This window comes from Fluoribacter dumoffii NY 23, assembly GCF_000236165.1.
GTDB classification, from domain to species: Bacteria; Pseudomonadota; Gammaproteobacteria; order Legionellales; family Legionellaceae; genus Legionella; species Legionella dumoffii.
This window is the reverse complement of the sequence record NZ_CM001373.1, coordinates 1,128,055-1,142,300: the sequence shown is the minus strand read 5'-3', so window position 1 is coordinate 1,142,300 and position 14,246 is coordinate 1,128,055. Positions and strand designations below refer to the sequence as shown.

Here is a 14,246-nt window from a genome sequence, read left to right as displayed (position 1 = left end):
GAGGTAGAACAACAATGTCTTATAAATTTGAAGAGGGTAAAGATGTATTAATTGAAGCCATTGTAGACAGGATTAGGAGCTCTATGGTTGATGATCAAGCCGAGTTCTGCGCCGAATTTGCCAAACAACTCTATGGGACTGTTGCTATGGAAGATCTGAGCGCATGGACAATCGATGATCTGTATGGTGCGGTAGTTAATTTCTGGTCATTGATTAGTGAACGCGCGCCACATGAAACAAAAATTCGTATCTATAATCCAGACTATGAACGTCATGGATGGCAAACGACGCATACAGTGATTGAAGTAATTTGTGATGATATGCCATTTTTGGTTGATTCAATTCGTTTGGTAATCCACAGAATGGGACTATCTTCTCATCTGACTATCCATATGGGTGGTATCCGTGTTAAGAGAGATAAGGAAAATCGAATTTGTGAAATTTTACCTCGAAATCAGATATTGGATGAAAAAGGGGTAATTCATGAAGCTCCTATATTTCTCGAGATTGATCGACAAACCGATCCAGAAGTACTTGAAGAGATACATAAAGGGTGCGAACGAGCTCTTGAAGATAATCGAGTTGTTTTCGAAGATTGGGACAAAATGCGGGCTGCTGTCCGAGAAGCTATTGCGGAAATCGATAAAGTTTCTTCTGTGCTTGACTTGGACGAAGTTGAGGAGACCAAAGCATTTTTACATTGGATTGAAGACCATCACTTTACCTTTTTAGGGATGAGAGATTACGAATTGGTACAAAAAGGTAAGGAAACAGTGCTTCAAGCTGTTCCTAACACCGGATTGGGACTTTTACGTGAAAGCGTGACTAAATCAATAACACGTAATATATCGGCAATGACACCCGAAGCGCGTGAATTCACCTTATCTCCCCGTATCCTGGTTACTTCCAAAACCAATACTCTGGCAAGCGTACATCGTGATGCTTACACTGACTATATAGGAATTAAGCGATTCAACTCTCAAGGAAATGTGATTGGGGAACGAAGAATAATTGGTCTTTATACTTCCGCTGCTTATCATACTAATCCAAAACAGATTCCATTCTTGAGACGTAAAGTAGCGCTCATTATGGAAAATTCCAAATTAAATCCCCGCAGCCACGCGGGTAAAGTTTTGTTAAATATTCTTGAAACATTGCCCCGTGATGATTTAATCCAGGGAACTGAAGACGAACTACTCGAAATCGCAATGGGCATTTTTTACATGCAAGATAGAAAGCGCATTCGTCTTTTTGCCCGAGTTGATGTCTATCGCCGTTTTGTCTCATGCCTGGTCTATGTTCCCAAGGACAGAATCAATACCGAACTGCGCATGGCAATGAAGAAAATTCTTGATGAAAGTTTTAACTCGATTGAGACAACGTATTCAACTCAATTTACCGAGTCCGTGCTGGCAAGAGTTCATTTTATTATTAAAATTAACCCTAATTTGCCGCTGGAATTTGATTTAAAAGAAATTGAAAGAAAATTGATTGAAGCAGGCCGCTCATGGACTGATGATTTACAGACCCATTTATACGAAGCATATGGAGAAGAACAGGCAAATAGCCTTTATGCGCGGTATAAAAATGCATTTCCTGTTGCATATAGCGATATGTTCCCCGCCAGGACCGCAGTTTATGATATTAAACATATCGAATTGCTTACACCCGAACAGCCTTTAGAAATAAACTTTTATAAACCGTTGGATGAGTCAGAAAACAGTTTCAGGTTAAAAGTATACCAACACGATACTACCATCCCCTTATCTGATGTTTTACCTATATTGGAAAAATTAGGCTTGCGCGCGATTAGCGAACGTCCCTATCAATTAAAATTCGAAGATGGCAAAGTTGCCTGGATCAATGAATTTTCCATGCAATATAACAAGCCAATTCAGTTCGAACTGGATGAAATTAAAGAATTATTCCAGAATGCGTTCGCCAAGGTGTGGTTTGGACAGGCCGAAAATGATGGATTTAATCAACTCGTTTTAGCCGCAGGCCTTAACTGGCGGGAAGTCGCTGTTTTGCGTACTTATGCTAAATATTTTAAACAAATTGGTATTACCTTTAGCCAAGATTATATGGAAACGGCGTTAAATAATAATGTTGGCATTGCGAAAAAATTGGTAAGATTATTTGAGATTCGTTGTAGCCCTGTGGATGATCCCAGTAGAGAGGATCGGTTCACTGATTTATCCGTTGAAATATTAAACGACCTTGATACGGTATCAAATCTTGATGAAGATAAAATAATAAGGCAGTATATTCATGCTATTAGTGCAACATTACGAACTAATTTCTATCAATTAAAAGATGATGGACATCATAAGCCTTATATTTCACTTAAGTTAAACAGCAAGATTATACCTGGTGTTCCTAAACCCCATCCCATGTTTGAAATTTTTGTTTACTCTCCACGATTTGAGGGGGTTCATCTACGTTGTGGTAAGGTTGCTCGCGGAGGGTTACGCTGGTCTGATCGAAGAGAAGATTTCCGTACAGAGATACTTGGTTTAATGAAAGCACAACAAGTAAAAAATTCGGTAATTGTACCCAGTGGCGCTAAAGGTGGTTTTGTGCCCAAGTTGTTGCCTGTAAACGGTACACGCGAAGAAATAATGGCGGAAGGGATTGGTTGTTATCAATTATTTATTCGTGGACTTCTGGATATTACGGACAATTATGTTGAGGGCAAGGTTGTCAAACCTGAAAATGTTGTATGTTATGATGAAGATGATCCTTATCTTGTTGTTGCGGCAGATAAGGGTACGGCAACTTTCTCCGATCTTGCTAACGCTATTTCTCTGGAATATGGTTTTTGGTTGGGTGACGCTTTTGCATCAGGCGGCTCAATAGGTTATGACCACAAGAAAATGGGAATTACAGCCAAAGGTGCATGGGAATCAGTAAAACGGCATTTCTATGAATTAGACATGGATATTGAAAATAATGATTTTACTGTTGTCGGTATCGGCGATATGGCTGGAGACGTTTTCGGTAATGGCATGCTTCTGTCTAAACACATTAAACTTGTTGGCGCATTTAATCATATTCATATATTTGTTGATCCCGATCCGGATGCAGAAGCCAGCTTTAAAGAGCGTGAACGCTTGTTTCATCTACCTCGCTCAAACTGGACGGATTATGATAAAAAACTAATTTCCAAGGGCGGCGGTGTATTCAATCGTAACGCCAAGTCCATTCCTGTCAGTAAGGAAATGCAGGCAGTCTTTGGAATTAAACAAACAGAAATTGAACCAAATGAACTAATTAAAGCAATTCTAAAAGCTAAGGTTGATTTACTTTGGAGCGCGGGAATTGGGACTTATGTTAAAGCCAGTACTGAGTCCAATGCGAATGTTGGTGACCGAACTAATGATGCAACACGGATTAATGCCAAACAATTGCGTTGCAAGGTTGTGGGTGAGGGGGGTAACCTGGGATTAACCCAATTGGCCCGGGTTGAATATTCTCTGAATGGCGGAATGGTGTTTACCGATTTCATTGATAACTCAGGCGGTGTTAATTGTTCTGATAAAGAAGTAAATATTAAAATTCTTCTTAACGGTATTGTGGCAGCTGGTGATCTGACGCCAAAACAACGTAATGAGTTGTTAATAGAAATGACCGATGAGGTAAGTAAGTTAGTGCTTCGTGACAATTTCTTACAAACCCGTGCTATTAGCTTATCTGCATCACAACCTCTGCAAGCACTGGATTTGCAAAGCCGTTACATTAGTGAACTGGAACGCTCAGGAAAAATTGATCGTAACTTGGAATATTTACCTGATGATAAAACCCTAATGGAACGCAAGCTCATGGGTAAGGGATTGATGCGTCCAAATATCGCTGTGTTGATGTGTTACAGTAAAACGATTCTGAAGGAGCAAATTTTAGCTTCCGGTGTTCCTGAAGAAAGTTATATGACGCAATTTTTAATAAGCTCATTCCCTAAACCATTACAAGAACAATTTAGCAAGCAAATGCAAGCTCATCCCTTAAAGAGAGAGATTATTGCAACCCGTTTAAGCAATATCATAGTAAATGAAATGGGCTTTACTTATATTTATAGATTACAAGATGAAACTGGGGCACCTGTTTCTGCCATTGTAAGAGCATACATGATTACTCGTTCAGTGCTTGGTTTGGAATCTGTTTGGAAACAAATCGAAGAATTGGGTACCAAGATCAGTGCTAAAAGACAAGCAGAAATGATGATGCTTTATTCCCGATTGGCACGACGTATTACACGCTGGTTCCTTCGTAACCAACGTCGATCTGTAGATATTTCTGAAGTCGTGAAACTTTATGCACAAGGTGTTGTTGAGTTGAAAATGTCTTTCCCTGCCATCTTAAGTGAAGAGCGGAGGATAAAATATCAAGAGCACTATCAAGAGCTTATTGATGAAGGTATCCCTTCAACTTTAGCGCACGATCTTACTGTAACGCGGGGATTGTTTGCGGCAACTGATATTATAGAAATCGCTGATAAGAAAGAAATGAAAGTCGCTCAGGTTGCTGAAATTTATTTTGGAATCGGTGAGTTCCTGGATCTTGCCTGGATAAGAAAGCAAATTATTATGCATCCAAGTGAGAATCACTGGGAATCTTTGTCTAGGGAGGCATTACGGGACGATTTGGATTGGCAACAACGTCAACTGACAGCCGGACTGATTAACTATGATGGAGATAATCCTGATCTGCAATCACGTCTTGCTTCTTGGGGAGAATCTCACCGTACATTAATTCAGCGTTGGCGCTACATTTTGGCCGATCTGAAAGCGAGTACGGTCCTGAACTATACTATGTTTTTTGTGGCAATCAGAGAGTTATTGGATTTAACTCAAACTACTTTGCAGTCTTATGCATTGGCTGAGCAGGAAATATAAAGTGATCATTTCTGGGAAGGACGAATCCTTCCCAGTGGTCTTAATCCAGTTTCTTATTGATTGTAGAACTCGGATTAGCATTGCAGCTAATCCGGGTTTGATTATACTGAGCTCGCCTGCTCACACAGGTTTTTTAGGGGTGAAAAAGATTTGATGTCTATCAATTCGACGGATTGAAGATGCCCTTCAAAAAACAGTGTCGATTCAGTGGCTTCTTTCAAAATACTTACTGCGATTAAATAATGTCCTGATGCTAAAATGGAAAAGTCAATGAGTTCACCAAGTTCTGCTCCCTCAGGTTTATTTAATAGTTTTTGTCCTGAGTAGATTTTTTCTTCAGTTTTTAGTTGATAAATTTTCAATTCATGTTTTATGGTGGCTTTGTAATGCATTCGAGCAATAATTTCTTGCCCTTTATAACAACCTTTATTGAAACTGAGGTATGACGTTTTTTGTAAATCAACCCTATGAGGTAAGAATAAACCCCGCGACTCAGGATAAATTTCTATTTGTCTTTGACATAGATGCAAAGTATGCCAGGTCAAAGAACCTAGAAATTGCCCTTTATCCATGAAACGGTGTCGCATCATCTCTCCCTCATCAGCTAGAGTTAGGAAAATATAAAACCCAGCTCCTAAATAATACAGACAGGAATGTGCATTATAGGTTTGAGAATAAACTGTGGTCGGAAAAAATTCTGTATCAGGAATAATATCTTTTTGATTTTGAAGATAAAATCCAAAAATACTAAAACGGGTATTTCTCTTGAGGGCAACGCGAGAGAGCTGGGCATATTTATTCAAAGAGTTTATAGTTGCTTCTTGTAAATCTTGTGGAAGAACCAACTTAACTCCTTTCCAGTTAATAATATCCGTTAAAACAAGAATTCTTCCTTTGAGGTTACACTGTGCACCTTGAATTATCTGTATGTCGGATACGGTGTTTAAATCACAGGTTAATTGGCCTTGAAGAAAATCAATAGCTTTATCTCCCTCCACATCAATAACGCTTAAATAAGATAAATCAAACAAATAATTTTTCTCAGGAAGAAGCAATAACTCCTCTTCTGGAGCTTTAAGAGTTGTTAATGCTCGGTTATTTATTAAGTGTTCAAACAAATTACTCATGATAGCTAGCCTGAAAATAGCAGTTATTTCTAACCTAAAGAATAACTGGCAAATTGAAATGTTGAAGAGTGTATCTGATTTTTTAAGCACCCCAAAGTAGTATTGATCTTATATTATTAACTTGCATAATTCATTAAGCAGGGTTTCTGTCTGATTCAAACAGAAATACACTGATTTATTCAGATTTAAGGTTTCCGTTTATAATGCGAGTGGTGTATCATCTGTTCGTATTTTGATTTACAAAGAGAAACATCATGTTGGACGCCAAAGGAAAAGCAAGGCTTGCCTGGCACTGCCGTCGGGGAATGCTTGAATTGGATCTCATTTTACTCCGTTTTCTTGAGCAAAAAGTGGACCATTTGTCGCCGCAAGAACTTGATGCTTTTAATTCATTGTTAAGTTGTACTGATCCGGAACTGTTTGCCTGGTTGATGGGACATGAGGACCCTCAAGATAAAGAGTTAAAAGAAATTGTCGCAATTATCCGAAATAATAATTGAACCAGGGAAGTCAGCAATATATTTACGTTTGACCCGCATTGTTTACCTCATTACATTAATTTTGATTTTCTATTCCTCAATATATCTTCTGATAAAGGGTATTTTATTTATTTATATTTTAAATTTATTAAGGATTGATAGTCTTAAGCAAAGACCGTGTGCTTCTATTCAAAGGATTCACTTTACAGGGAGGGAATGGGCTTTGGAAATGAGCCGGGGTAAAAAAGAATCATACAGCCAAATGAGCATTCTTGCGCACAACTCTTTTTTTCTACTCATCGAATTTAAAGATGCTGATAAAGCAAAGCAAGTTGTTTTATTTGTGGACCAGATTTCGACGCATCAATTACGTTTATTAAATCTCCAAAAGCATATAAATGGTATATAATTGTACATATAATATTAATAATGGCCAATCGTTTGTATCATGGAATTATGGGGAAGTAATGAATAAAGCAGCTTCTTATAGTGATGAGGACTTGATTAATTTGGCAAGACAAGGAAGTAGGGAAGCATATAATTTGTTATTGTCCAGGTATAATAATAAAATACAACAGATTATCTACTTACATATCCAAGACCGAGCGAATGTGAGTGATTTGGCACAAGAAGTATTAATCAAAGTATTTCGCTACCTTCACTATTTTAAAGAGAAAAGCCAATTTTCTACCTGGTTATACCGTATTACACAAAATACAATCAAAAACCATTATCGTGCTGCTAACTTACGCATGGATATGGAAGCTGAATATGCTGAAAATTATTATCCTTCTATCCAACTGTCTCCTGAATATGTATTAATTAATATTGAATTTGGAGAGCAATTAGAGACAATTCTTTCTACCTTGTCTGAAGAGTTGCGTCTTTGTTATGGGATGCACATTCTTGATGGTCATTCGTATGAAGACATTGCCAAAAAAATGGATTGTCCTGTCGGGACAGTTCGCTCTCGTATTTTCAGAGCCCGAAAATTAGTCATGGCATCAATAGGACAAAGGTAATTCGCATCTGCTGTTCCTTTTCTTTAATCGTCCTTTTAATTATGATATAAAACTTTGCTTATTGTACTTATCAGAATAAATCATTGTTTTCTAAAATAAAAAAGGATGAGTTATGAATAATCCCTTGGATCAACGCTTACAAGACTGTGATAAAAAAATAAATGCATTATTCTCAGAAGTGGAATTCAATGCGGATATCAAGAAAGAAGTAGAGGAACTTAAAGCATATTACCGCAAACAATATCATGATGCAGTTTATGAGGAAGATGAACTTGAGTGCATCGAAATATATGAACTTTTTGTTCTGGGCCTTGAAAGCATAAAAAAGGGAGAAATGAAGCCTCATGAGGTACTGCAGAACATTGAAGATATAAACTCTTTAAAGAAGAAGGGTATAGTACTGGAAAACATATTAAATTCCCTGGAGTTATTATTCTGGGCCGGGGTGACATGTACCTTTTTCTCATATTGTGCGGTCATGGCTGCACCTTTAGCAGCTTTTAATCCATTCTTTGCCCTAGCCGTATTATCCATAGCAAGTATGGCGGCAATCTTTTCTATTGTTCAATTCCTCAATTGCATTGATGAATTTAAATCAACTACACCCGTTGAAAAGGAGTTTGACCGGGAAAAGAATATAATTACCTTTTTTAAAAACCCACAACCCTCCTATGTACCATCAGAGGACCATACCTATCCTGAAAAGGAGCGGCTATATCCAAGACTTGATCTAATGAATTAATATGCAATAACTGTCCCTAATCGAGCATTGTTTTGGTTAGGGGTCTGAATCATAGTTCAAGCGACTGCGATTTTTAAAATGTAAACTAATTTCTTGATTTTCTACCTATAAATGAAACAAATAAGCTGCTATTAAAAAAACATATGATAAAATACTTCAATTCGCCCGAACTCTAATAAGAACTTTATGCTGGAAAGTGACCGCTTAATCAGTACTCAAAGTGTTGCCTCAGAAGAGGCGATTGATCGTGCTATCAGGCCTTTGAGCCTTAGTGAATACATTGGGCAGGATGCAGTAAGCTCACAGATGCAGATCTTTATTGATGCAGCCAAAAAGCGTAAAGATGCTCTGGATCATGTCCTCATCTTTGGTCCTCCTGGTCTTGGGAAAACTACTTTGGCGAATATTATTGCTCATGAAATGGGCGTTAATTTGCGTCAAACTTCTGGACCGGTAATTGAGCGAGCAGGTGATATAGCTGCGATACTCACTAATCTGCAAGCAAACGATGTCCTTTTTATTGATGAAATACATAGGCTTAGTCCTGTAATTGAAGAAATTCTCTATCCAGCTATGGAAGACTACAAATTGGATATTATGATAGGTGAAGGACCCGCAGCGCGTTCTATCAAACTGGAATTACCGCCTTTTACGTTAATCGGTGCAACAACACGAGCGGGATTACTTACATCACCCCTTCGTGATCGATTTGGGATTGTACAGCGTCTTGAATATTATTCGGTAGATTCCTTAACCCAGATTGTTGCACGTTCTGCACAGTTACTTAATGTAAAAACGAAACCTGAGGGTGCAAGAGAGATTGCATTGCGCTCAAGAGGAACCCCAAGAATTGCAAATCGTTTACTCCGGCGGGTAAGGGATTATGCTGAAGTTAAGGGAAACGGTATTATCAATGTTGATATGGCACAAAAGGCTTTGGAACTTTTAGACGTGGATAAACATGGTTTTGATCTCATGGATAGAAAATTATTATTGGCTGTTATCGAGCAATTTGATGGCGGTCCTGTAGGTATTGATAGCATTGCTGCAGCAATAGGCGAAGAAAAAGGCACAATTGAAGACGTTTTAGAGCCATTTTTGATACAACAAGGATTCCTTATGCGCACTCCAAGAGGTAGAATAGCCACCGCAAGAGCGTATCAGCATTTTGGTATAAGCACAGTAGAGCAGGAATAATTAATGGATGCCACGACTACGTATCAACATTCCTTTCGAGTATATGCCGAAGACGTAGATTATATGGGAATTGTGTACCATGCGAATTATCTTAGGTTTTTTGAGCGGGCTCGCACAGAAATGTTAAGGAAAAATGATTTAATCCTGTCTGATTTGCTGAAACAGGATACCCTTTTTGCAATATATGATATGCATATCCAGTATAAAGCGCCGGCTCGGCTGGATGATTTGTTAACAATCGAAACTCAGGTACAACAACTTGGTTCTTGTAGTTTTTTATTTCAGCAAGGTATGCATAATCAGGAAAAAAAATTAATTTGTAATGCAAAAATTCAAGTGGTTTGTGTGAATAGTGATTTGAAACCAAAACGTTTCCCACATTGAATAAATGAATATTATCGTAGCTTTGGGTCAAGTACCTTACATTCAAAGCCACGATACAAAAATAAGATCTTGGTACTGGAGATAATATAGATGGGTAATCAAGCAAATGTATTAATGTACTTTATGCAAGCAGGATTGGTGGTTAAATCGGTAATGTTATTACTGACAGCCGCATCCATAACTTCTTGGACATTGATATTTCAGCGCGCCTGGTTTTTCAATCGCAAAAAACAGCTTACTGATGCTTTCAACCGAAGATTTTGGGATAGTGGGGATTTAAACCGGCTTTATGCGGATATTGATAGTAATTCAGATGAACGCCAAGGTATGGCAGCTATTTTTCATGCTGGTTTTAAAGAATTTGTACGGGCTAGAAAACAAGGAAGTGTAGTCATTGAGCCAATTCAGCGGGTAATGCAAATTACTCATGCAAAAGAAGCCGAAAAGCTGGAGAAGCATTTACCGTTTTTTGCCTCGGTTGGTTCTATTGCTCCTTATGTAGGACTATTTGGTACAGTTTGGGGTATAATGACATCCTTCCAGGCTTTAGGTCATGCCCAACAAGCAACTATCGCCATGGTGGCCCCTGGTATTTCCGAGGCATTAGTGGCTACGGCTTTGGGGTTATTTACTGCGATACCAGCGGTTATTGCATACAACCGGTATACAACCCGTGCTAATGATTTATTAAACCGTTTTGATTTATTTCAGGAAGAATTAATATCGCTTATAGAACAACAAAGCAATGATACTGTAAGAGGATAGGATTTGAAATGATCAGACCAAAAACGAAACGCGAGCGTCCTATATCAGAAATTAATGTTGTTCCTTATATTGATGTGATGTTGGTTTTGCTTGTCATTTTTATGATTACAGCACCGATGCTGAGCCAGGGAGTAACGGTTGATTTGCCAAAAGCTGCAAGTCAAACCTTGGCCCCTACAGATAGAGAGCCCATTATTGTTTCAGTAAATCAGCAAGGCACTTATTTCCTTAATATCAGCAGTAATCCTGCTGAACCCATAGAATCCCAGGCTTTAGTTGTTCGAGTCGCTGCGGAATTGGAATTAGCAAAACAATCGGCTCAAAAACTTAATGTATTGGTTAAGGGAGATCAGGGAGTTGCCTATGGGAAAGTTGTCCAGGCGATGGCGTTACTCAAGCAGGCAGGTGCCGAACAAGTAGGATTATTGACCGATTCAGAGCAAGAAACATCAGAGGGCCAAGCATGATAAGTAATCCCAGTTATCGAAAGGCGTTTTTTGCTGCCATTGGACTACATCTTTTTTTGATTGTGATGTTGCTTACAGATAATTCAAGCCAACGTCCTGTATTAACCCCGGAAACTAAGAATACCCCCGGGGTTGAGCAACCCATTGCGGTGACGCCACAACCGGAAGTAGTGAAAGCCGTTAGTGTGGATAATAAAGAAGTTATGGAAACCGTGAATCGTTTAAAGCAAGAACGTGAACAGCAAAAACGGGCAGAAATCAACCGCCAAAATGAACTTAAACGCCAGGCAGAAGCAGCACGCCAGCAAAGAATAAAGGAGCAGCAACAACTTGCGCGTCTCAAAGAAGAGGCTAACAAGATTGCGATTGCACGGAAAAAACAGGCAGAAGAGGAAAAAAAACGATTAAAGCAACTGGCTGAGCAAAAGGCTTTGGAGGCCAAGCGGATTGAGGAACTTAAAAAACAAAAGGATGAATTAGTAAAACAGCAACAATTGGAAGCTAAAAAGCTCGCAGATTTAAACAAGAAGAAACTGGCAGAGAAAGTCCAGGCTGAAAAGGAAAAAACTGAGTTAGCAAAAAAAGCTGAAATGGATAGAAAAAAACAAGAAGCGGCTGAGGCGGCTGCAAAACAAGCTCAAGCGGCTCAAAATGCGGAAAGGCAAGCGCGTATGGCGGGTGAAGTCGACAAGTATAAGGCTCTTATTGTAAATGCGATAGGAAGAAACTGGATATTGCCTGAAAATGTTGACAGCAGTTTATCAAGTCAGTTCAGAATACGCCTTGCTCCTGATGGTATGGTATTACAAGTTACCTTAACACGCAGCAGCGGCGATCCCTTACTTGACCGATCCGCTCAAACAGCGATTTATAAGGCCTCTCCGCTACCTGTACCTGCTGATCCTGAAACATTTAATCTGTTTCGTGATATAAGTTTAACCGTTCGACCAGAACAAGTGAGGGGATAAAACTCGTGATTAATCGAATTATTACACTGTTTTTATTATTTTTGACGCAACAAACTTTTGCTCTAGATTTGGAATTAACCCAAGGGATCAATTCGGCTTTACCAATAGCAATTAATTCTTTTGGTGCCGACAGTACTGCTCAGGAAATTGGACAAGTCATTGAAAATGATTTAAATCTGTCAGGACAATTTCGAATTGTTTCCGGTCCACAAGGTGCTAACTCCCAGTCCTCTGTGAATACGTTAAAGCAATTAGGCGCAGACAGTGTTGTAACTGGCCGCGTCACCCATGCAGGAAATCATTATGAAGTAAGTTTTACGTTGACCGACGCTGTTGCTAACGGGGCAACTTTATTGACTAAAACTTATCAAATTAGTGCTAATCAAGTGAGACCACTTGCCCATCATATAAGTGATGAGGTTTATCAAAAATTGACTGGCGAGAAGGGGATATTCTCGACACGTATTGCTTATATTTCCGTTCAAAGAACTGTAAACAATAGCCGTTACTCATTGGAAGTCGCTGATGCTGACGGCCACAATCCACAAAGTTTACTGATTTCCTCCGAGCCCATTATGTCCCCAGCTTGGGCGCCAGATGGCAAAACTATTTCCTACGTTTCTTTTGAGAAAAAAAGAGCGCAAATATTTACTGTTTCAGTTGAAACCGGTCAAAGACGTTTAATCACCAGCTTCCCCGGAATTAATGGTGCACCAGCTTGGTCACCTGACGGTAGGGAATTGGCGGTTGTATTATCTAAAAGTGGAACTCCTAAAATTTACAGCATCGATATCAGTACAGGTAACATGAAGCAATTAACCTTTGGTGATGCTATTGATACAGAGCCGCGTTACGCTCCAGACGGTAAAAGCATACTATTTACCTCAGGAAGAGGCGGCTCACCGCAAATATATCGTTTGTCTTTAGCTAACGGCCAAGTAAGCCGTCTAACATTCGAAGGTAATTATAACGCACGTGCTTCCTATACCCCAGATATGAAAAATATTGTCATGTTGCATCGCGATGACAAGCAATTTAACATAGGGCTTCAAAGTGCCGCTGGTGGACCTGTTGTTAGCTTGACTTTTTCCGGTCGTGATGAGTCTCCATCTGTTGCGCCAAATGGACGTTTGATTCTTTATGCAACTCACAATCAAGATAAAGGTGTATTGGGTATCGTTTCTCTTGACGGTAGAATAAGAATGAGACTGCCTGCACGGGAAGGAGATGTACAAGAACCTGCATGGTCTCCCTATTTGGGTTAATTATGTCACGAATTATATATGGACTTATTTTTTGTTTAGCTACGTTAAATAGTTATGCTTGGAATGCAGCAGGCCACAAGGTAGTGGCCCAAATCGCTTATGACAATTTAACACCCAAAGCAAGGGAAATGTGCTATAAATACCTCCGTTCCCGAGCACACCCTACGCCAAATTCAAGTTTTGTTAGTGCTTCAACCTGGATGGATGATATTAGATGGCGGGAAGTTTATTGGTATGATGTGATGCACTATATCGATATTCCATTTTCCAGTGACGGCACTCACATATTTCCTGTTGAAAGTACCAATGCGGTGAATACAATAAAAAAAGCGGCGGCAGTACTTTATTCAAAAAAAACCACCCCAGCAGATAAAAAGCTGGCCCTTCGTATGTTGATCCATATTACCGGTGATATTCACCAACCTTTACATGCCATAACCCGAGTCAGCGCCCAGCACCCCAAAGGAGATTTAGGCGGCAATTTATTCTATCTGGGCCCTAATCCAGTGGGAACTAATTTGCATCAATATTGGGATAATGGGGCTGGTTTTTTTCTTGGTCACTATGATGAAGAACGGGTAAAAAATACTGCCCGGCAATTGGAACATAAATTGCCTTGCTCCTTAATTAATAAACAAACAAGAGCTGCCAAATGGGCGAAAATGTCATATAAGCTGGCTATAAAAAATGTATATCAACTCAATCCCAATGAAACTCCTGGAGCTAAATATCAGGAAAACGCCCAGCTTTTAGTACAAAAGCAAGTGACTTATGCGGGATGCAGGCTTGCTGCATTGATAAATAAAATTGCACAAAGATAAATTGCGAATATGATATTTATTCATTATCTGCTTAGCACCAACAAAAAGTGCGGCGTGTTGTTATTCTTTAACTGATTTACTTGGCAAAATAAAGTATCAATACTGTGCTATATTTTA

The 14,246-nt window shown here is 39.1% G+C and carries 13 protein-coding genes; 12 read left to right on the top strand and 1 reads right to left on the bottom strand.

Going from position 1 to position 14,246, the window contains the following annotated elements; translation table 11 throughout:
* Positions 1-14 precede the first annotated feature (14 nt).
* The gene (locus KYQ_RS05270; protein ID WP_019349713.1) at positions 15-4,892 is read left to right on the top strand and encodes an NAD-glutamate dehydrogenase; all 4,878 of its coding nucleotides are present in this window, start codon (positions 15-17) and stop codon (positions 4,890-4,892) included.
* 101 nt (positions 4,893-4,993) lie between these two features.
* Here KYQ_RS05270 and ygfZ read toward each other — a convergent pair whose 3' ends face one another.
* Positions 4,994-6,019 carry a CAF17-like 4Fe-4S cluster assembly/insertion protein YgfZ gene (gene ygfZ / locus KYQ_RS05265; protein ID WP_019349712.1) on the bottom strand — a complete coding sequence of 342 codons (1,026 nt, stop codon included), beginning with the start codon at positions 6,017-6,019 and terminating at the stop codon, positions 4,994-4,996.
* Between the two features lie 254 nt (positions 6,020-6,273).
* On the opposite strand from ygfZ, the gene KYQ_RS05260 reads away from it, so the two are divergent.
* The 11 genes from KYQ_RS05260 (at position 6,274) to KYQ_RS05210 (ending at position 14,129) form a co-directional block, all read left to right on the top strand.
* On the top strand, positions 6,274-6,519 hold the full coding sequence (locus tag KYQ_RS05260; protein ID WP_010653609.1) for an FAD assembly factor SdhE: 246 nt from the start codon (positions 6,274-6,276) through the stop codon (positions 6,517-6,519).
* A gap of 208 nt (positions 6,520-6,727) precedes the next feature.
* Entirely contained in the window at positions 6,728-6,907 is a 180-nt protein-coding gene (locus KYQ_RS19445) for a hypothetical protein (protein WP_231294607.1), read from the top strand.
* Positions 6,908-6,965: 58 nt separating this feature from the next.
* The gene (locus KYQ_RS05250; protein ID WP_029488994.1) at positions 6,966-7,520 is read left to right on the top strand and encodes a sigma-70 family RNA polymerase sigma factor; all 555 of its coding nucleotides are present in this window, start codon (positions 6,966-6,968) and stop codon (positions 7,518-7,520) included.
* A 112-nt stretch (positions 7,521-7,632) separates the two neighbouring features.
* Entirely contained in the window at positions 7,633-8,262 is a 630-nt protein-coding gene (locus tag KYQ_RS05245) for a DUF5638 domain-containing protein (protein WP_010653612.1), read from the top strand.
* Between the two features lie 186 nt (positions 8,263-8,448).
* Positions 8,449-9,459 (top strand): Holliday junction branch migration DNA helicase RuvB, encoded by a 1,011-nt coding sequence (gene ruvB / locus KYQ_RS05240; protein ID WP_010653613.1) that lies wholly within the window; start codon positions 8,449-8,451, stop codon positions 9,457-9,459.
* A 3-nt stretch (positions 9,460-9,462) separates the two neighbouring features.
* Positions 9,463-9,843 (top strand): tol-pal system-associated acyl-CoA thioesterase, encoded by a 381-nt coding sequence (ybgC, locus tag KYQ_RS05235; protein WP_010653614.1) that lies wholly within the window; start codon positions 9,463-9,465, stop codon positions 9,841-9,843.
* Positions 9,844-9,933: 90 nt separating this feature from the next.
* A complete protein-coding gene (tolQ, locus tag KYQ_RS05230; protein ID WP_019349710.1) occupies positions 9,934-10,608 on the top strand; it encodes a protein TolQ in 675 nt (224 codons plus the stop codon).
* Positions 10,609-10,616: 8 nt separating this feature from the next.
* Positions 10,617-11,075, top strand: coding sequence for a protein TolR (gene tolR / locus KYQ_RS05225; protein ID WP_010653616.1), 459 nt, complete (start codon positions 10,617-10,619; stop codon positions 11,073-11,075).
* Entirely contained in the window at positions 11,072-12,043 is a 972-nt protein-coding gene (tolA, locus tag KYQ_RS05220; RefSeq protein WP_010653617.1) for a cell envelope integrity protein TolA, read from the top strand. Before tolR ends, tolA begins: the two co-directional genes overlap by 4 nt.
* Before the next feature lie 5 nt (positions 12,044-12,048).
* Positions 12,049-13,308: a Tol-Pal system beta propeller repeat protein TolB gene (gene tolB, locus KYQ_RS05215; protein WP_010653618.1), complete on the top strand. Its 1,260-nt coding sequence runs from the start codon at positions 12,049-12,051 to the stop codon at positions 13,306-13,308.
* Between the two features lie 2 nt (positions 13,309-13,310).
* The gene (locus tag KYQ_RS05210) at positions 13,311-14,129 is read left to right on the top strand and encodes a S1/P1 nuclease (protein WP_172461312.1); all 819 of its coding nucleotides are present in this window, start codon (positions 13,311-13,313) and stop codon (positions 14,127-14,129) included.
* Positions 14,130-14,246: the final 117 nt, after the last annotated feature.